Below are 18,433 nucleotides of genomic sequence, written 5' to 3' on the forward strand. Positions count from 1 at the left end.
TTATTGTAAAGGCTGTTATTTAGAATCATACCAATTACTACGCAATGACTGCCAATGCTCAGCAAGCGTGCCAGCTAATACTAACTGCTTTGCTGCTTCAATATCAGGGGCTAGGTAACGGTCTTTATCATAAAAAGTTACTTGTTCACGCAATTTCTGATGCGCAACAGTCAACGGCTCTGAGGTCTCTAATCCGCGATGGAAGTCGATACCTTGACCGGCAGCCAAGAGCTCAATACCAATAATGGTGGCGGTATTTTGTGCCATCTCGTATAGGCGTCGTGCGCAATACGTTGCCATCGACACATGGTCTTCTTGGTTGGCAGAAGTTGGGATGCTATCGACACTACCGGGATGGGCGATAGATTTATTCTCTGAGGCAAGCGCTGCTGCTGTGACATGAGCAATCATAAAGCCTGAATTTAACCCTGCATTGTCAACTAAAAATGGTGGTAAGCCACCTGATAACGTAGCATCGATTAACAAAGCGATACGGCGCTCAGACATGGAACCAATCTCAGCAATGGCCAAGGCTAAAATATCGGCAGCAAAGGCAACTGGCTCAGCATGAAAGTTACCGCCTGAGATAGCAACAGGACCATCTTCATTGTTAAAGATAAGAGGGTTGTCCGTGACGGCATTAGATTCAATCAATAACGTCTTTCCTGCTTGATTAATAATATCAAGGCAAGCACCCATCACTTGTGGCTGACAACGCAGGCAGTAAGGATCTTGTACTCTATCATCTTGCTCGCCATCATGGGAGGCGCGAATGGCACTGCCTTTGATTAGTTGACGATGTGCTTTGGCGATTTCGATTTGACCATGATGACCACGTACTTCGTGAATACGCGCATCAAATGGCGCATCTGAGCCTTTCGCGGCATCGATAGACAGTGAACCGACGATGGTTGCCGTTTCAAGCAAATCACGTGCTAAGAAATAACCACGCAATGCTAGCGCGGTTGATACCTGGGTACCATTAATAAGAGCAAGACCTTCTTTTGCCGCTAGAGTAATAGGCTCAAGACCATGCTGCGCTAGCGCATCAGCGGCCAGTACTTTTTTACCCTCAACATAAACATGACCTTCGCCCATCATAGCCAGTGTCATATGCGATAAAGGTGCGAGGTCACCAGAGGCACCTACTGAGCCTTTGGCAGGAATATTTGGGGTAATTTGATTATTAATTAGGCCAAGCAAGCTATCAACGACCTCGCGACGTACGCCAGAGAAGCCTTGAGCCAAACTGGCAACTTTCATGACCATAATCAATCGAACCACGTTGGCGGGTAATGCTTCACCAGTACCAACCGAATGAGAGACGATAAGGTTACGCTGTAGTAATTCTAATTGATCATCGCTGATACGAGTTTTTGCCAATAGACCAAAACCGGTATTGATACCATAGGCGCTCTTATCGCGCGCAATGATGGTGCGTACATCTTCGTGTGAGGCATCTATCGCTTCATAAGCGCTGTCAGGTAGCGTCAATACAACAGGTCGCTCGTAAATATCGCGCAGCATTTCAAAGCTTAATTGACGTGGCTGTAGTATTATTTTTTTGATATCAGTCATAAGGGTAATCCTAACTTTAGGTGCTATATTAATTATATTATTGGTTGTCTACACACTATATATAGTGATGTTATTTGAGTTTTCTTAACTTATCCAGCCAAGAGACATCGCCAAATGTCCAAAAGCTGCTGCTAACAAGATACTAAGTGCCACACGCTGGAACCAAACGATGACCATTTTGCCAACAGAGATGGGAATTTCGGTCGCCAGTACACAAGGAATCATGGCAGAAAAGAACAGCACGCTACTAATAGAGATGACGCCGGCGACATAACGGGTCAACATATCCGCTTCACTGAGCAATAAGGCGGGCAAGAACATCTCAGCCAGTCCTGCTGACATACCTTTGGCAGCGACGAGTGGCTCTGGCAAACCGCCTAACCATGTAAATGGGTATAGTAGCAACCCTAGAGCGTCAAATACCGGCGTGTACTTGGCTAATAATAGTCCAGTGAGTCCAACGGCTATGATAGAAGGCACAATAGCCGCTGCCATGGTCAAACCATCACGAAAATTAGACCATAGAATTTGTTTGAAATCCGATGCACGGCGTGAGGTAGATAAACCCAGCTCATACGCCGCTTTTAGACGCGTGCCTCTTTTGTAGTCTAAATTTGGACGGTCCAGCTCATTATCAAACCGGCTAATCGGTGGAATACGGGCAGTAATAGCGGTGACAATAAAAGTAATCACCAACGTTGACCAAAAAAACAGATTCCAAAATTCCATCAGCCCCAGTGTTTTGGCAACAATTACCATAAATGCTGCCGATACTGTAGAGAAGCCAGTAGCGATAATGATAGCTTCACGCGCAGAATACTGCTTTTGTAGATAAACGCGATTGGTAATTAACAGTCCAATCGAATAACTACCAACGAAAGAAGCAACCGCATCAATGGCTGATGCGCCAGGTGTTCTCCAGATAGGCTTCATAATCGGTTGCATCAGCACACCAACCATCTCAAGCAAGCCAAAACCTACTAAAAATGCCAGAATCAACGCCCCAAGCGGGACAATCATGCCAACCGGTAGCGCCAGTTTTTCAAACAGAAACGGCAGCATATCCTTTTCCATCATAAAGGCGGGCGCGTTACCGCTGATATACATCACGGCTAATACCAGTCCCAGCACTTTAAAAACGGTTAGGATTTTATGGGTGATATTTTTGCGCCATGAGCCATCGATAAATGGCTTACTTACACCAAATATCATCAGCATAAACAGTAAGATAACAGATAAAGTATGTTGCTGATTGACCAGATAAGTTGCGCCGTGATCGAACAAAATTGTGCTCTTCTCACCAATGGTAAAAGGAACAAAAAACATCACCAGACCAATGGCACTAAATACAATAAGCTGTATCAGCGCCATAGGCTTTGATAGCAACTTTTCAGGCGGCGTCATATCAGATGTTGGAATGCCTAGTAGTAGGTCAGGTACTGGACTAGCTGGTGGCATAAGATCTTGGTTAGACATATTATCATCCTTGATAAAGTATTGATGATGTCCTTATGTCGATTGATATCGTGTAAGGACAAGGGCAAGTTATTTAATCATCGGTAGCTTTAAGCCATAATCTTTGGCAGTTTTAATCGCTAGCTCGTAGCCTGCATCTGCATGACGCATAACGCCAGAACCACAATCATTGACTAATACTCGTGCCAAGCGTTTGGCTGCCGCATCAGTACCATCAGCGACGATGACCATGCCTGAGTGCTGTGAGTACCCCATACCTACGCCACCGCCATGATGCAATGATACCCAAGTGGCACCGCCTGCGACATTTAGCATACCGTTCAATAATGCCCAATCTGACACCGCATCTGAGCCATCTTTCATACTTTCTGTTTCGCGGTTTGGGCTGGCAACAGAACCGGTATCCAAGTGGTCACGACCGATGACAATAGGACCTTTAAGCTCGCCATTTTTGACCATCTCATTAAAAGCAAGACCTGCTTTATCACGCTCACCAAGACCTAACCAGCAGATACGTGCCGGTAGACCTTGGAACTGAATGCGCTCTTTTGCCATATCAAGCCAGCGATGAATGTGCTGGTTTTCAGGGAAAAGCTCTTTAATCTTTTGATCGGTTTTGTAGATATCTTCTGGATCCCCTGATAATGCGACCCAGCGAAAGGGACCTTTACCTTGGCAAAACAGTGGACGAATATAAGCAGGGACAAAACCCGGAAAGTTAAAAGCATCTTTAACCCCTTCATCAAAAGCAACTTGACGAATGTTATTGCCATAATCGGTTGTTGGGATACCCATGGCTTGTAGATCTAGCATCGCCTGTACGTGTACGGCACAAGACTGAGCAGCGGCTTTGGTTAAGGCAGCGTGTTGCTCTGGGTCTTCTTGTGCGGCTTTCCATGCTTCAACCGTCCAGCCACTTGGTAGATAGCCGTTAATCAAATCATGTGCTGAGGTTTGGTCAGTGACCAAATTGGGTTTGATTTCACCTGCATTGGCGCGCTTGACCATCTCGGGCAAGATATCGGCGGCATTGCCAAGTAGGGCGATAGAAACCGCTTCACCAGCTGCGGTATGTTGCTTGATGAGTTCATAAGCATGGTCTAAATCATCAGCTTGTTTATCGACGTAGCCGGTACGCAAGCGGAAATCAATACTAGATTGCTGACATTCTATGTTTAAAGAGGTCGCGCCGGCAAAGGTAGCCGCTAGTGGCTGCGCGCCACCCATACCACCAAGACCAGCAGTCAAAATCCAACGTCCTGCCCAGCTGCCATCATAATGCTGACGACCGGCTTCAACGAAGGTTTCATAAGTCCCTTGAACGATTCCTTGGGTACCGATATAGATCCAACTACCCGCAGTCATTTGGCCATACATAAATAAGTCTTTACGATCTAGCTCATTGAAATGCTCCCACGTTGCCCAGCGCGGTACAAGGTTAGAGTTGGCAATCAATACGCGCGGCGCATTTTCATGAGTTTGAAAGACGCCAACAGGCTTACCAGATTGCACTAACAATGTCTCATCGTCTTCTAATTCTTTGAGTGACTCTAGGATTTGATCATAGCTTTCCCAGTTACGGGCTGCGCGTCCAATCCCACCATAGACGACCAAGCTTTTTGGGTTTTCAGCCACATCAGGATGCAGGTTGTTCTGCAGCATGCGATAAGGGGCTTCGGTCAGCCAGCTTTTACAATGTAGTGTGCTGCCAGTTGGCGCGGCGATATTGCGACTCTCATCACGGCGAGTATATGCAGGGGTTTTGTTCAATCCATTATCAGTAGTCATGCTCATATCCTTTTGATTATCTGTACAGCTTGCTAATGTTATGTTGTTGGTAGTATTATTTGGTGTAAACAATAAGTTGTATATACAAATTATCAAAGATTATTTTTTCATGCAAGCATTTTTTTATAAGTCGTCGAATTATTTATGCGGTTGATGGGTTGAAAAGGCTATCTCATGGTGATTATGATAATGGTCGTGATATTATGTCAGCACTTTTATAGTTGCATAGTTGAAATAGACAGTTGAAGACAAGCATGACAAAGGTGAAGCGTGACATGACAAAAGCAATTCCAGCATATCAGCGGATTAAAAACGCAATACTGGACAATATTCATTCGGGTAAATGGCAGGCGGGTAATGCGATTTCTACAGAAATGGCGTTGGCAGAAGAGTTTGGCGTCTCTCGTATGACGGTCAACCGGGCTTTAAAGGAATTGAGTGAAGAGCGGGTATTAGAACGCCGGCAAGGGTCGGGGACGTTTGTCGCCCAGCAGCAGTTTAATCATACTTTTGTGGAAGTGCGTAATATCGCTCAAGATTTAAAATCGGCCAATCGTGATTATCAGGCACATGTTGTGAGCAAGCGTGCTATTACTGCGAGTATGTTAGATGATGAAATGTGTGGTAAGTTTGATCTTGATACAGCAGTAGTATCCTCTGATTCAGAGGATACTCATAGCAATGAAATAGCTGTGTTATACGAAGTAAAAATCGTTCATTTTGCTGATGGTCAGCCGATACAGTTTGAAGAGCGCTGGGTAGATGCGAAAAAAGTACCACAATTTCTCGAGCAAGATTTTAGCGTGGTCAATACCAGCGATTACCTCATTGCCAAAAGCCCACTAGAGCGCGGTAGCTATACCATTCGCGCAGTGGCAGCACCTGATGAAATTGCAAATGCGTTGCAGGTTGCACCGCAGTCACCAACGCTAGTACTGCGCCGTCAGACGTATTCAGCAGGACGGGTACTGACCTTTGTGAAGATGTGGCATGCAGGGGATCGTTATCAGTTTACAGGGGAGTTGTAGCCTTAATTTTCATTGCTATAGCTGCCAATTTCTTTAGTTTAACATTAAGTTTATATTTGACGACTATATTTACGGACAAGATAGCGGTCATCCTATTGCTTTTTGCTCATCTCAGATAACAAGTCAAGTTGTATCTCTTGTATTTCAGCGAGCCTGTCCCATTGATGCATTAAAAGGTGATCCAGCTTTTCATGCAAGTGTTGGATTTCAAGCTCGGCTTTTAAGTTAATTTGATAATCATTTTCTGAACGCAATCGGTCTTTGGTTTCTTGCCTATTTTGGCTCATCATAATCACAGGTGCTTGAATAGCAGCGATACAGGATAATATTAAATTTAATAGAATAAACGGGTAGGGATCAGCAGGACGGGCGACCATTACCACGGTATTGACGATAATCCAAATGGCTAGAAAAATGGCAAAACAAATGAGAAATGTCCAACTACCACCAAAGGTTGCAATTTTATCTGCCAATCGTTCACCAAATGTCCATTCTTGGTCTAGGGTTGTATCAATATTTTTGGTGATAAGTTCATGCTGTTGCATACTTTTAATCAATTCAGATTCAAGATCTGTCACCTCACCTTTTTCAGAACTTAGCGATGATTTGACATACTTCGTTCGATACTTACTTAAATCGGTTTGGCAAATATAATCTTTAGGCAAGCATTCGGGGAAATCATGTAAAATTTCTTCTGTGATTGCTTTTCGTACTGTGCCTATAGGGGTAAGGGTTTTTATAGGATAATTTTGTCCACAGACAATACAGTGATAAAAGCCATTTTTTTTAGTCATAGTCACACTCTTTTATAGTCATTACCGTATTATTGCTTAGCGCTATCATTAAATAATGAACCAAGTCATTACAGTCACTCTATTTCATTATTATCTAACGCAAGCAAAGAGTTTCTATAAAGCACTTTTTATAATACAGCTGTTTTATAATAAAATTATTCACTAGGATCAGAACCGGGCGGAAAATCATGACGGAGCTGAGCGACATTGGCAGCAGTGACTTTATCGGTAAATTTATTCAGATCACTATGCACATATTGAGTGACCGCTGCTATTTGCTCATCGTTCATCATGTTGTGAAAGGAAGGCATACCGCGTAGACCATTCATCACAACACTAATAATATAATATTTTGATTGCATCTTACTGTTATCGGCAAGCGGCGGATAGTAACCCGCTCCTTGTGCACCCTTGCCATCTGGCATATGACAACCCGCACAAGAATCGTCATAGAGCTTTTTGCCGTTGGTCGTTATAAATCCCTTTTTACCTTCAGAGCTATCTTCGAATTTTGTAAGCCATTTTTTCAGGCTAGCATCTTCTGCCATTGTTGGTATTGAGCTGATATCGACGATATTAGCTCTTGGCGACCTAAGCGCCTCTTTGGACATATAGACGGCACCCCACGCGCCATTATTGCGACTGGCTTGATTATCAAAGACCATTTGTGTGGCTTGTTGCTGACTGGCAAGGGTGGCTGTTGTATGAGCGGTTTGGTCTTTTTTATATTGACTACAGCCAGATAACGCAACTGTAGCTCCGACACTCAATATCATTACTACAGCAAGTAGGTTTGATTTGCTCATATCCATGATGACCTCTGAATTTATTATTGTTATCACTATTTAAGTATTTTTACTAATCAACGCCACCAATCAATGCCGTTAATCAACAACCACTCCGACTAGACAAGCTTTTTTGCCTTTTGATGTAGTCGCTGAGCGGCATCCATGCCAGATAAAATTGCGCCTTCTTGCCATGCTGGGATATGTGAGCAGTGTTCACCCGCCAGCACGATACGGTGATCAATCGCGCATAGCGTATCGTAGTACTGATTACGGCTCGATTCACTCCAGATACCATAGCAACCGAGCGACCATGGAATACGATGCCAAGCGACCGAGGTTCCAGAGCGGAACTCTTTGGTATATTGCGGATGAATATGTTTGCCATACTGTAGTGCCGCATCAATACGCTCTTTTGGATTAAGGGTATTAAATTTATAAGAGGCTTCCCCAAATCCATAGGCGCCAAGTAGCACCCCTGAGCCTGTGGTAAACATATCGTGTGAGGGATAGGAGATTTGGGAGATGGGCATATCGGTATAGCTGATACCGCCATAAATCCACTCGTCTTCTTCCCAAAATCGGCGTTTGAACTCTAAACCTACTTTATAAGAGGTGTCATAAGGGACCGCTGCCATCGCTTGCTTCATTGGTGCTGAGACGTTAATGTCAATCTGGGTCAATACCGACAATGGAATATTGCAAATACACCAGTCAGCACGCACGGTTTTAGTGGCGCCATCAGGATTGTTACTATTGCTGCTACTATCGACGTAATCAACAGTGACGCCGCTCTCATCTTGATAAATCTTAGTGACTTTAGCGTTGAACCTAATCAGGTCTCGGCATTCGCGAGTGAAGGCATCACCGATTTTTCCCATCCCGCCGACAGGTTGGAACATCGCTGGTTGATGGTCATATATCGTATAGTTGCTATAAATATCTGACCACATGCCTGAATTTAATAGTTTGTTCATCGGTATCGGTGTCGAGGGCTTAGCATCAGGCATGAGCCCGCCACCCGGATAAACGCTATAACCACGATGCTTGCTGGTTTCATGGCTCTTAACATAGCGATAATTATTATCAAGGACACCCCAACCTTTTAAGCCTTCTAATAGCTTTTCTTTGTCCTCTTTACTGACTGTCTTATCCAGGCTACCGGTATTAACCGCTTTAGATAATAGCTCTGAGACATAACCGCGGATATCGCTTTGTACCTCGCCTAAGCGCTGCGGTGCGCCATTAAAATGGCTGGTACGGTGCAAATAGGCGCGGTCATTAGTTTGTATAAAGGGCTGTAATGCCACACCGAATTTTTTACAATAATGGAATACCGCATAATGATGCACCGGTAGCCGCCATGGCCCACCGTTAAAGTAGTTGCCTTTTTTAAAGTCACAAGTTACCTCGCCGCCACCAAGCTCGGTATATTTATCACCTGCGTTTAGTGTCCAACTGCGCCCACCACCGCGATTTTGAAACTCAAGAACCGTCACTTTATAGCCAGCTTTACGTAGCTCATAAGCAGCGGTGAGCCCGCCCAATCCTGCGCCAAGTATCACAATGCTCGCACCAGCAGGCGCACCCTTTAAATCCATCTCTTTTTTAAAGCTAGATTCAGAAGCAAACCCTAACGTAGTCATCGCTTGATACATTGCAGTCGCTCCTGCGGTCTTACCAATCATTGACAGCAGTTGCCGGCGTGTGGGCGATTGAAGCATATCATTCATTTTATTATCCTTATTATAGAACCGTCATCCATGACATCAGGTAGTAATAGCTGGATTAATAGTGGGGTTAATAGCACTACTTTAAGATGTGTTTGACGTCAGCAGCACTCACATTACTACTTGGTAAACCACCGAAATTTATCCGCACGTAATTGGTAATACTGGCAATCTGCGCATGAGTTAATTCTTTCTCAAAGCCGGGCATTTTGGGTGCTGTGTTTAACGCACCTTTAGCACCATACGCAATGACATTAATGAGCGCGTCTGGCTTAATGCGGCGAATACTACTCAGTCCTACGATAGAAGCGTAACGAGCATCGGGCTGCGCGTATCCATCTACCCCGTGACAGCTCCCACAGGCAGCAAGATATAGCGCTTTTGGTGAGTTGCGGTCGTTATTGAAATCAGCATTAGTCGCTTTTGCCTTTGCTAAATAGTCTTTTTGCTCGATTAAATTGTAGGTAATAGAACGACTTACTGGGTTTGGCAGTCGTGACGTATCTACGGGTATCACATAATCGTCCGTCTTGATGATAGGGACGACTTTTAGATAAGCAGCCATTGCGCTTAGGTCTTCATCGCTGAGATAGCGTGTACTGTGGGCGACGGCTTCAGCCATTGGTCCACCCGCATAAGCCCGTTTATCCAGCAAACCGGTACGTAGATAAGTGGCGATATCACTTTCGCTCCAACGCCCTATACCACTGTCATTATCTGGGGTGATATTGGGCGCATACCACTTACCAAGCGGCGCGCCAGATAAATACTTGTCTTTATCAAGACCTTGCGTGAGGTTGCGCGGGGTGTGACAAGTGCCACAATGTTCTAAGTTATTCACCAGATATTCACCGCGTTGCTGAGTTTGGGTGAGACCTGTACGGTTCTCTGTAGAAGGTACATTAATCACATTCCAAGCCAACATTAGAGTGCGAATATTTAAGGGGAAGGGCAATCTAGTAGTTTTTTCAGGTGACTCCTCTACTAGAGGTACAGTTTGAAAGTAGGCAAATAACGCACTGATATCCGCATCAGCCATCCCATGATAAGACGGATATGGCATCGCAGGATAAAGCTGATGCGTGGGTGCACGACCTTTTTGCAGGGCTTTTTTAAAGTCAGTTTCAGTATAGTTGCCGATACCATAACGTTGAGAGGGTGTGATATTGGTTGAGTAAATATTACCAATCGGTGTTTCAATCGCGACGCCACCGCTATAGTCATCGCGATGACACGCCATACAATCAGCAGTACGGGCAATATAGGCGCCGCGATTGGCCAAATCGCTATTTAAGGGGCTTACATTAGGTAAGTTAGTAGCGGGGCTGATATTGAATAGGCTCGTCGCATGAGGTAAATGTGAGCTATCAGCCATGACAGCGCTGGAAGCCATAATAAGCGTAAGTGCTGATAACATTATAGGATTTGGCTTCATAATATACTCACAAGGCTAGGAAAACTCATTTTTAATTGTTTTAGCTATGACTTTTTGACACGTTTATTGCTTATCGAAGCTAAAAAGACTACTGTTTAGCCGCTTCAACTTGAATGTTTAAAGTCAGGTTTTTAGTCATTCCAAATAAGACGTATTTTTTGATATTCCACTGAGTACGGTCAATGGTGGCAGTAAAACTGCCACCACATACCGTTCTATTAAGTGGGGAACTCAGATAGCAATTAAATTTGGTTGCCAGTAAGCTAATAGGGTGGGTCTGACCGTTTAAGGTGAGTTTGCCATCCACTCGTGTGACTTTTGGGTTTTCTTTGTCAGAGGTGAAATGCCATTTGGTAGATTCAAAATGAGCCAATGGAAATTGTTCCATATTAAAAAAATCAGGCCCCATCAGTTTAAGAGTGAATCCTTTATTGGCTGTAGTTAAAGATTTTATGGGAATAATAAGTGAGATATCACCGGTTTTTGCGCTCGGGTCATACTGGAGTATTCCCGTCACATTATAGAAGCCGCCAGTGGTGGCAGAGGTTTTGAGGTGGTCAATAGCGAAGCGTACGTTGGAGGTGTCAGGCTCAATTTTATAGGTAGCGGCATGGCTACTAACCGTAAAACCTATCAGAAATAATAGTGTCCCTAATGGCGTGCAGTAACGTAATACGGCTAGGTCAAATAGAAATTGACTCATGACAACATTCCTTTGTTGTGTGATCTTATTTATGACACGCTTTTTAAAATTTTACTAGCCCTGTCCTATTAAAATGAATACAAAGGTTACTATCTACATTAGATAAACAAGTAGGTTGTTAATTGAAGGTTACTCATATTATGCCCAACAGTTAATTAGGTCGGGCAGTTAAACGATGTTTCATAAATCAAGCAATAATGATGTCCAGCATTTACGCGCTTATTTGGCTCATTACAATACTTTATTAAGTGACGGGACTAAATAAATAGTAGGTATGGTCAAGCTTAAAACACCTATTAAGTAACGGATGTGATTTTTTGAACCATAAGCCAATACATCACATCATGCATTCCTATCTCTATCATCATAACTTAACCTGGCGTTAAGATAGCGTTAAGGTGAAGGGCTGTGTGAAGGAATCATAGTGTTTTAGGGATAAGAAGTGCTCTAGACAGCCACACCAAATAGTCGTCCAATCAATGACGTCGCTACCATCGCTAGCACACCCCAAATAACCACCCGAGCAGTAGCAGGAATAACAGGTGCACCGCCCAAGCGAGCCGAGATTATCCCAAGTAGTGCTAAGCCTACTATCGTCAAAGTCGCGAGTGACCAAACCAGTGTTTGTGCTGGCAACAGCAGAATACCAATAATCGGCAATATTGCGCCAGCAATGAATGATAATCCAGAAGCAACTGACGCATGAATCGGCTTAGCTTGACTCAGATCTGTTAAGCCAATCTCATCTCGGGCATGAGCCTCAAGGGCATCATGCTCGGTCAAAGCCACAGCAACTTGATGAGCCAATACGTGATCCAGTCCCCGTGTCTCATAAATTTTTGTCAGCTCAATAAGCTCACGCTCTGAGTTATGAGTCAGTTCATGCCGCTCTTTATCCAAATCCGCCTTTTCGGTATCTGCTTGAGACGATACTGAAATATACTCTCCAGCCGCCATCGATAACGCACCCGCGGTCAATGCTGCCATTCCTGTTAATAGCAATGTTTGACTACTTGTACTTGCTGCAGCCACACCGACTAATAGACTGGCGGTTGAAATCAATCCATCATTTGCACCCAGGACTGCCGCCCTTAACCAATGATTGCGATTGCTTAAATGTATTTCATCATGAATAGAGTGCTGCATAGATACCCTCAAACGGTGTCGACATAGATTTTAATATACTAGTGTAGCTTATAATTTCACATCAATTTAGACAACTTGATAAAGATTAATACCATTTCATATATAGTCACTTAGCTTGTTTTAGCGCCACTAATCGATAGGTCATCAGTACAAAGACTGTCGTTTGACTAGCTGCATAAAATAACAATAGAGGCAGCGCTCGACTGTCTGAGCCTACCATAAATACATGAATGCTAATAAACATATAAGCCAAAAAGGTCAGAAAGTGTAGCCAGCGCCATGCTGATTGTCCAATATACTTCTTAATATAAAAGCTAAAAGCGCAGATGAATAATAGCCAAAACCCCAATTGTCCTAATGCAACGCCCACACGCTCAGTTTGGAAACCAAAAGGCAGTAAAATTTGCCATAAGTTAAGATTTAAGAAATTATCTGCTAATAAGATACCCGCATGGAACGCGGCAAAACCCACTGCTATCAGACTTAAATACTGATGTAAGGCAAATACTCGTGCCATATTAAAATGCTTGCCTAAACGAGTGCTGAGCAATAAACCAAAAACGACTGCCAGCCAAAATAACGTATAAGCGATAACACCACTTGCCCGTGATAAATACCAGAAATGTTTATCCGTGGCTGTCAGTAGCTGAGAAACGGTCTCTCCCCAAGTTAACAACGCATAGCTGCCGATCCCGATAGCAATGCTTAAGATTAAGCCAATCGATAGCACTTTAGTAAGAAGGGTTGTATTGGAAGCAGTATGACTGCTGGCAGGGTTATCGGTGTGCATGGCTATGCTCCTATGAATGATGGCTTTACTTAATGTATTGATATCTAGCGCCTGTAACGTGGTCAGTTAACCAGCAATCAAGTGTGGCTGTACTAAATTTGGCTGTACTAAGCTTGGGCGCATGGCAGAGGTCACCAACACTTTGTTATTCGTATCGATTAAGAGCGCAGCAATATCATGTTTATTAAGCCATGCCATCGCCTCTGTAACGCCAAGAAGCACGCAGTATTTTGCGTAGACCTCTGCGATTAGCGTATCTGTGGCAAGTACGGTAGCGGTTAGGATATCACTGCCTACTGGACGAGAATAATGAGGGTGGATTAAATGGTGTTGCCAACGACCGTCGTGCCACCAGCGACGATAGTCTTGCCCAGATGTGGCGACAGCACCAGAGCTAAGGGCAAGAATGGCGACATCTTCTTCCTCTTGAATGTGTTCACTATTAGAAAAGTAAGGTTTGGCAATAGCAACTCCCCAAATAATTGGTTTATCTATTCGGTGTTTTGGAACGCCAATCGCGATATCTCCACCCATATCTACTAAGCAAGGAAGTTGCCAGTCATGAACGTGGCTAATATGCTCAGCCAGTTGCATGGCGCACCAGCCTTTGACGTAACCATTCAAATCCAGCGCCATTCCCGCTGGCAGGTATACTTGATGCTTTCCATCAGCTAACTGGCGCAGCTGAATACGTCCTATCTGCTGACTGTCATTGCTCGCCCTAGGGATATCTTGCAAGCTTGCACTGGTATTTAAGGTCATATTTGAGGATGTATTTGAGCTAATCTTCGAGCCAGTCATGGGCGCGGATGGCATAGACATTTTGGGTAAAGTCTCAAATGAATATTTGTAGCCAGTATCCCAAAGTTCTTTCAGTAAAGTCGGAGTTACCAAACCTTGAGTCTTTGAGGTAAAGTGAATCGCGCGCTGTAAAACCTCGAATAATTCTGGGCTCACCTTAATCCATTGGTTGGTTTGGTTATTCAGTTGCATCAGCTCACTGGTCTCATCAAAACGACTGAAAATTTGTTCCCATTGCGCTATGCGTTTTTGAACATCACTTGTTAGCAAAGCAATCTGTTGATCTATTACTATCTGTGAATAACGCGGGTTAAGCCTTGTGGTATTTAAGTTGATTTGAATATGACAACCCATGGCGAATAGTTTAATCGTTGCCAGCTCAGATGTGTTTTTATTGGGCATATTGGTTTTCATTTGCCATTTCCTTTACCACAAACTTAAATTCAGTCACCGTTAACTTCCTCTTCACTTATTGAGAAGAACGTGTACGGGCGACCACTCTTATTGCCTGGGCAGGCTCTACTTCATTGACCTGTCGCAACTGGCTGATATCAACGATGGGCATTGGCTCAACAGCCATCTCGCTATTCTGAGAGACGGTAGTACTCAACAAAGCGGTATCTATAGCTGGCGTATCTGTCTCTTGATTGAGTAATACTAGCCATCCCGCCATCGTGCCTGCAATCGAGACAATCATAATGCTGCTCTTAAGAGTGACAAAAGGATCTGCTTTTTTAACAGCTTTAGTAGTGGCTATATTAAGGCCTTTAGCCTGATGTGATTTGGTATTAGTCATCATAGCTATCCTCATCATGTTGCTGATAGCTGGTAGCGATTAAACGCTCACTGTCTTTATAACGTTTATCGTCGTGTTTTTTGCTGCGGTGTTTATCATCTTTATGTTTGTCAGCATGCTTATCATCATCGCGATGCTTATCTTTATCGTCATCGTGATCATCGTCTTCATCAAAGCCCTCAGCACGATAGTCACTAGTAACAGTTGAGCTAGAAACTGGATTTAGAACGGCACCAAGATTGGCATCAATATAAGTAGCGCCACTGTCTAATAGCACTTCATAGACAGCTGTGCCGTTATAGTTGATAAGCTCTGGGGTCGCCTGCAATATCGAATTAGGAGATTCTTGTTTGGCAAGCGCGGTTGCTTGCGCAGCGCTGAGGGCAGCAAGCGATGATGGCTGGGTAGATTGAGATTGTGTGACGAGGTTTGCCACTGATAGGACGTTATCAGCGTTAGGCGACTGGGTAGATAAGGCAATGACGCCACCAAAAAATACCAATGAGGTCGCACCGACAGTCAATAATAAGGGTTTTAATAGAGGTAGGCTCATAGCATGTACTCCGTATATGTTAGTAGGGAATACAAACAGCATACGGGGTGAATATTAACTCAAGCTTAAGACCACTTATTTTAACTTTTTATAGCTCATTTTTATTTCTGACTGTTACGATAAAGCCAGTCTCTGGTTGAGAGCGGTTAGCAAACTCTAACGTGAGACCGTGAAGCTGTGCTATTCGATTGGCAATTGATAGTCCAAGACCGCTACCTAATTGGCTTTGACCTGCTGGACGATAAAAGCGTTCGCTTAACCGAGTGAGTTGTGCTGGCTCTACACCTAAGCCGTTATCGACCACTCTAATCGCACTACTATCAAGTTGAAGCTCAATCGATGAGCCTTCGGGACAATAGCGAATAGCATTGTCTAACAGGTTGCGAATTAACAGTTTAAATAAAACTGGATTAATAAGGATAGGTAGAATATCAGCAGGACTGTCACAGTTCACGGTGCGTTTTAATTGAATGTGCTTTTCACGAGCGAGACGATTGACATCACTCAGCACTATATCCGTAAGCATCAACCAGTCTGGACTTTCTAATTGCTCAGGGGGCAATTGTTGTTGCGGTTCTATTTTGGCCAAAATCAGCAGTTGATCAACTAAATGAGTGGCACGTTCAATGCCATTACTAATTTTCTGGGCATGATAAAATAGCTGATTCTCATCTTCCACGCCAGATTCTAAGCCAGACAACTGCAATATCTGCTGCTGCAATAAATCAGCTTGTAGTTTTAATGCCGCTAGCGGACTTCTAAGCTCATGCGAAGCATCGGCGGTAAAACGTTGCTCACGTGCTAGCGTGTCAGCGACTTTTACAAATAAAACGTTTAAGGCAGTTACTAAAGGCTGAATCTCTTTGGGTACATCGGCGGTGATGGGACTATCGTCTTGCGGTTGACGCTGTTCGAGCGCCGCACTTATCTGAGTTAACGGCATAAATCCACGTCGAATCAATAGAATAACCAAAGCCATAAATGCAAATAGGCCAATCAACATTGGTAGTACTTGTACTGACATGGCATCAACAATCATCCCTTGGCGAGATTTTAGGTTCTGACCGACGGCAATCACCCGACCTTCGTACTTATCGTCATGATCATCATGCACATAAAATAAACGCCAGCGCTTACTAAAAGGGTTCAGGCGCTGATAGGCAGAATCCTGTTCTTCTAAAAATCCATGCTGGTCTGGCAAAAAAGCAAATGACTCACCATTTTCATCAGCCATCAATAGGCGTCCTTTTTTATCCCAAATGGCAAAGCCCATATAGTCATCTTCAGCCTCGCCAAGGTCACCTGATAGCTGCTTACTTTTTAAATTATAGATTTTGGCCGCATGCTTTTTATTATGTTTACTTTCGTCTTGTTCATCATGGTCTTTATCATGCGCTTCTTTAGGGGCGATACCGATTAAGTAACGGGCAACTTGGGTAATCTGCGTATCATTCATCTCATTGATTTCGTGCCATAAACGCCACGCAATAAAGCTAGAGGTGAGTACCCAAAGCAGGGGTAGACCAATCAGTAGAGATGTTAATAGCCGTTGCTGGATACTTTTCATAGGCTCACACATTAGGAGATGAAGTGTTAGAGGGTAAAGTGGATAAGCTAAACGTAGACGTAAGTCCTATTAGTGACTGCTAACCACGGCTATAGACTGGATTGAGATAATAGCCGATACCGCGTTTGGTCAAGATAAAATCATTGCCCAGCTTTTTGCGTAAATGATGGATATGTACTTCAATGGCATTACTTTCGATATCTTGTTGCCAACCATATAGCTTGTCTTCTAAACTTGCTCGGCTATGTATCTGCTTAGGATGGGTCAGCATTTGCTCTAATATGGCCACTTCCTTGACGGTCAATTCAACGGTTTGACCTTGATAAGAGACTTGCTGAGTGTGAGGGTGATAGGACACTTCGCCATAGCGGATTTCAGGCTGACTGCGTCCCTGACTGCGTCGCATTAAGGCTTGCAGACGGGCAATGACTTCATCTAAAGCAAACGGCTTGACCAAATAATCATCAGCACCAGCATTGAGTCCAGCCACACGATTGGCAATCGCATCGCGTGCCGTGATAATCAATACTGGTGTGTCTATCTGTTTGGCTCGCCAGTTTTGCAGTACAGTCATACCATCACCTTTTGGTAAGGTCAAATCAAGCAGCACCGCATCAAACATGGCCTCTTGCAGCGCCATTTCACCTTGCTTGGCATCACTAAACCAATCGACCATCATGCCGTGACTTTTTAGCCCAAGGATGATGCCTTCAGCAATGGTAATATCGTCTTCTATCAATAATATGCGTGCCATGTTTATTCCATCGCTTCGTTTATTTCACATCGGACGGCTTATCCGTCACCGTTTTCTTGCCCGTTATCATTGATTTAATCAGGTTTTGGCGTTGCCAATAACTCATGGCAATCGCAGCGACGATATGTAAAGGAACAAGCAAATATAAACTGTTGGCTAATAACTCATGTATTTCTTCAAGCACATCTTTATTACCAAGCAGCTGTATGCGACTAAAAATATCTGTTTCCATCAGATAGCCGGTGACTCCTAACCCTATAATCACTGCCCATAACGATAGCATCATAATGGCTGCCAATGGGTTATGACCGAGGTGCTGTTCATCAACCTGGCGAACATTTAAAGCTGATAGGTGATGTTTAAGTCGTGCCGGTGTGGGGAAGAAATTGGTAAAGCGTGCATAGCGTGTCCCTACTAAACCCCAAAGTAAGCGTACAACCACTAATCCTACCACGGTATAGCCTACATAGACGTGAAGGTCGCTGCCGTCTTCGGTAAAAAGTAGATTAGCAATAATACCAGCCGCGACTGTCCAGTGGGTAATTCTTACTAAGATGTCCCAGACTTTTACCTGCTTAGTTTTAGACGTATTGGGTGAGTTTATAATAGAGTCGTCGACCACATCAATCATGTCTTGTTGGCTCATGGTTGTTACTCCCTTAATAAGTTGTTTATTGATTGACGATATCCTGCTGCTAAAAACAAAAGC

General features: G+C 43.8%; 17 protein-coding genes. 1 reads left to right on the forward strand and 16 read right to left on the reverse strand.

Annotation, left to right across the window (positions count from 1 at the left end; translation table 11 throughout):
- Nucleotides 1-15: 15 nt before the first annotated feature.
- From hutH to hutU, 3 genes are all read right to left on the reverse strand, one after another.
- Nucleotides 16-1,578 carry a histidine ammonia-lyase gene (gene hutH / locus FQ084_RS08070; RefSeq protein ID WP_149490111.1) on the reverse strand — a complete coding sequence of 521 codons (1,563 nt, stop codon included), beginning with the start codon at nucleotides 1,576-1,578 and terminating at the stop codon, nucleotides 16-18.
- Between the two features lie 84 nt (nucleotides 1,579-1,662).
- On the reverse strand, nucleotides 1,663-3,054 hold the full coding sequence (locus FQ084_RS08075) for a YjiH family protein (protein WP_262880695.1): 1,392 nt from the start codon (nucleotides 3,052-3,054) through the stop codon (nucleotides 1,663-1,665).
- 69 nt (nucleotides 3,055-3,123) lie between these two features.
- The gene (hutU, locus tag FQ084_RS08080) at nucleotides 3,124-4,842 is read right to left on the reverse strand and encodes a urocanate hydratase (RefSeq protein ID WP_149490112.1); all 1,719 of its coding nucleotides are present in this window, start codon (nucleotides 4,840-4,842) and stop codon (nucleotides 3,124-3,126) included.
- A gap of 275 nt (nucleotides 4,843-5,117) precedes the next feature.
- Between hutU and FQ084_RS08085 the strand changes: the two genes are divergently transcribed.
- Nucleotides 5,118-5,870: a UTRA domain-containing protein gene (locus FQ084_RS08085; RefSeq protein WP_262880696.1), complete on the forward strand. Its 753-nt coding sequence runs from the start codon at nucleotides 5,118-5,120 to the stop codon at nucleotides 5,868-5,870.
- A 92-nt stretch (nucleotides 5,871-5,962) separates the two neighbouring features.
- Here the strand turns inward: FQ084_RS08085 and FQ084_RS08090 are convergent, their stop codons facing one another.
- The 13 genes from FQ084_RS08090 to FQ084_RS08150 all read right to left on the reverse strand — a co-directional run bounded on the left by FQ084_RS08090 (nucleotide 5,963) and on the right by FQ084_RS08150 (nucleotide 18,370).
- On the reverse strand, nucleotides 5,963-6,664 hold the full coding sequence (locus FQ084_RS08090; protein WP_149490114.1) for a DUF1003 domain-containing protein: 702 nt from the start codon (nucleotides 6,662-6,664) through the stop codon (nucleotides 5,963-5,965).
- 155 nt (nucleotides 6,665-6,819) lie between these two features.
- Nucleotides 6,820-7,476 (reverse strand): c-type cytochrome, encoded by a 657-nt coding sequence (locus FQ084_RS08095; RefSeq protein WP_149490115.1) that lies wholly within the window; start codon nucleotides 7,474-7,476, stop codon nucleotides 6,820-6,822.
- A gap of 92 nt (nucleotides 7,477-7,568) precedes the next feature.
- Nucleotides 7,569-9,182: a flavin monoamine oxidase family protein gene (locus FQ084_RS08100; RefSeq protein ID WP_149490116.1), complete on the reverse strand. Its 1,614-nt coding sequence runs from the start codon at nucleotides 9,180-9,182 to the stop codon at nucleotides 7,569-7,571.
- 76 nt (nucleotides 9,183-9,258) lie between these two features.
- Entirely contained in the window at nucleotides 9,259-10,614 is a 1,356-nt protein-coding gene (locus FQ084_RS08105) for a cytochrome c (protein WP_149490117.1), read from the reverse strand.
- Between the two features lie 88 nt (nucleotides 10,615-10,702).
- Complete coding sequence (locus FQ084_RS08110; protein WP_149490118.1) at nucleotides 10,703-11,317, reverse strand: YceI family protein; 615 nt, start codon at nucleotides 11,315-11,317, stop codon at nucleotides 10,703-10,705.
- Nucleotides 11,318-11,764: 447 nt separating this feature from the next.
- Nucleotides 11,765-12,463, reverse strand: coding sequence for a VIT family protein (locus tag FQ084_RS08115; protein ID WP_149490119.1), 699 nt, complete (start codon nucleotides 12,461-12,463; stop codon nucleotides 11,765-11,767).
- A 106-nt stretch (nucleotides 12,464-12,569) separates the two neighbouring features.
- The gene (locus FQ084_RS08120; protein ID WP_149490120.1) at nucleotides 12,570-13,253 is read right to left on the reverse strand and encodes a ferric reductase-like protein; all 684 of its coding nucleotides are present in this window, start codon (nucleotides 13,251-13,253) and stop codon (nucleotides 12,570-12,572) included.
- Nucleotides 13,254-13,319: 66 nt separating this feature from the next.
- Nucleotides 13,320-14,468, reverse strand: coding sequence for an FAD:protein FMN transferase (locus FQ084_RS08125; RefSeq protein WP_149490121.1), 1,149 nt, complete (start codon nucleotides 14,466-14,468; stop codon nucleotides 13,320-13,322).
- A 55-nt stretch (nucleotides 14,469-14,523) separates the two neighbouring features.
- Complete coding sequence (locus FQ084_RS08130; protein WP_262880699.1) at nucleotides 14,524-14,853, reverse strand: hypothetical protein; 330 nt, start codon at nucleotides 14,851-14,853, stop codon at nucleotides 14,524-14,526.
- Nucleotides 14,843-15,403 (reverse strand): hypothetical protein, encoded by a 561-nt coding sequence (locus tag FQ084_RS08135; protein ID WP_149490122.1) that lies wholly within the window; start codon nucleotides 15,401-15,403, stop codon nucleotides 14,843-14,845. The genes FQ084_RS08130 and FQ084_RS08135 overlap by 11 nt, the downstream gene beginning before the upstream one ends.
- An 88-nt stretch (nucleotides 15,404-15,491) precedes the next feature.
- Nucleotides 15,492-16,970 carry an ATP-binding protein gene (locus FQ084_RS08140; protein WP_149490123.1) on the reverse strand — a complete coding sequence of 493 codons (1,479 nt, stop codon included), beginning with the start codon at nucleotides 16,968-16,970 and terminating at the stop codon, nucleotides 15,492-15,494.
- Nucleotides 16,971-17,049: 79 nt separating this feature from the next.
- The gene (locus tag FQ084_RS08145; RefSeq protein ID WP_149490124.1) at nucleotides 17,050-17,724 is read right to left on the reverse strand and encodes a response regulator; all 675 of its coding nucleotides are present in this window, start codon (nucleotides 17,722-17,724) and stop codon (nucleotides 17,050-17,052) included.
- A gap of 19 nt (nucleotides 17,725-17,743) precedes the next feature.
- A complete protein-coding gene (locus tag FQ084_RS08150; protein ID WP_149490125.1) occupies nucleotides 17,744-18,370 on the reverse strand; it encodes a cytochrome b/b6 domain-containing protein in 627 nt (208 codons plus the stop codon).
- Between the last annotated feature and the right edge of the window lie 63 nt (nucleotides 18,371-18,433).

Origin of the sequence: Psychrobacter sp. ANT_WB68, assembly GCF_008369115.1 — a bacterium.
Classification (GTDB): Bacteria; Pseudomonadota; Gammaproteobacteria; order Pseudomonadales; family Moraxellaceae; genus Psychrobacter.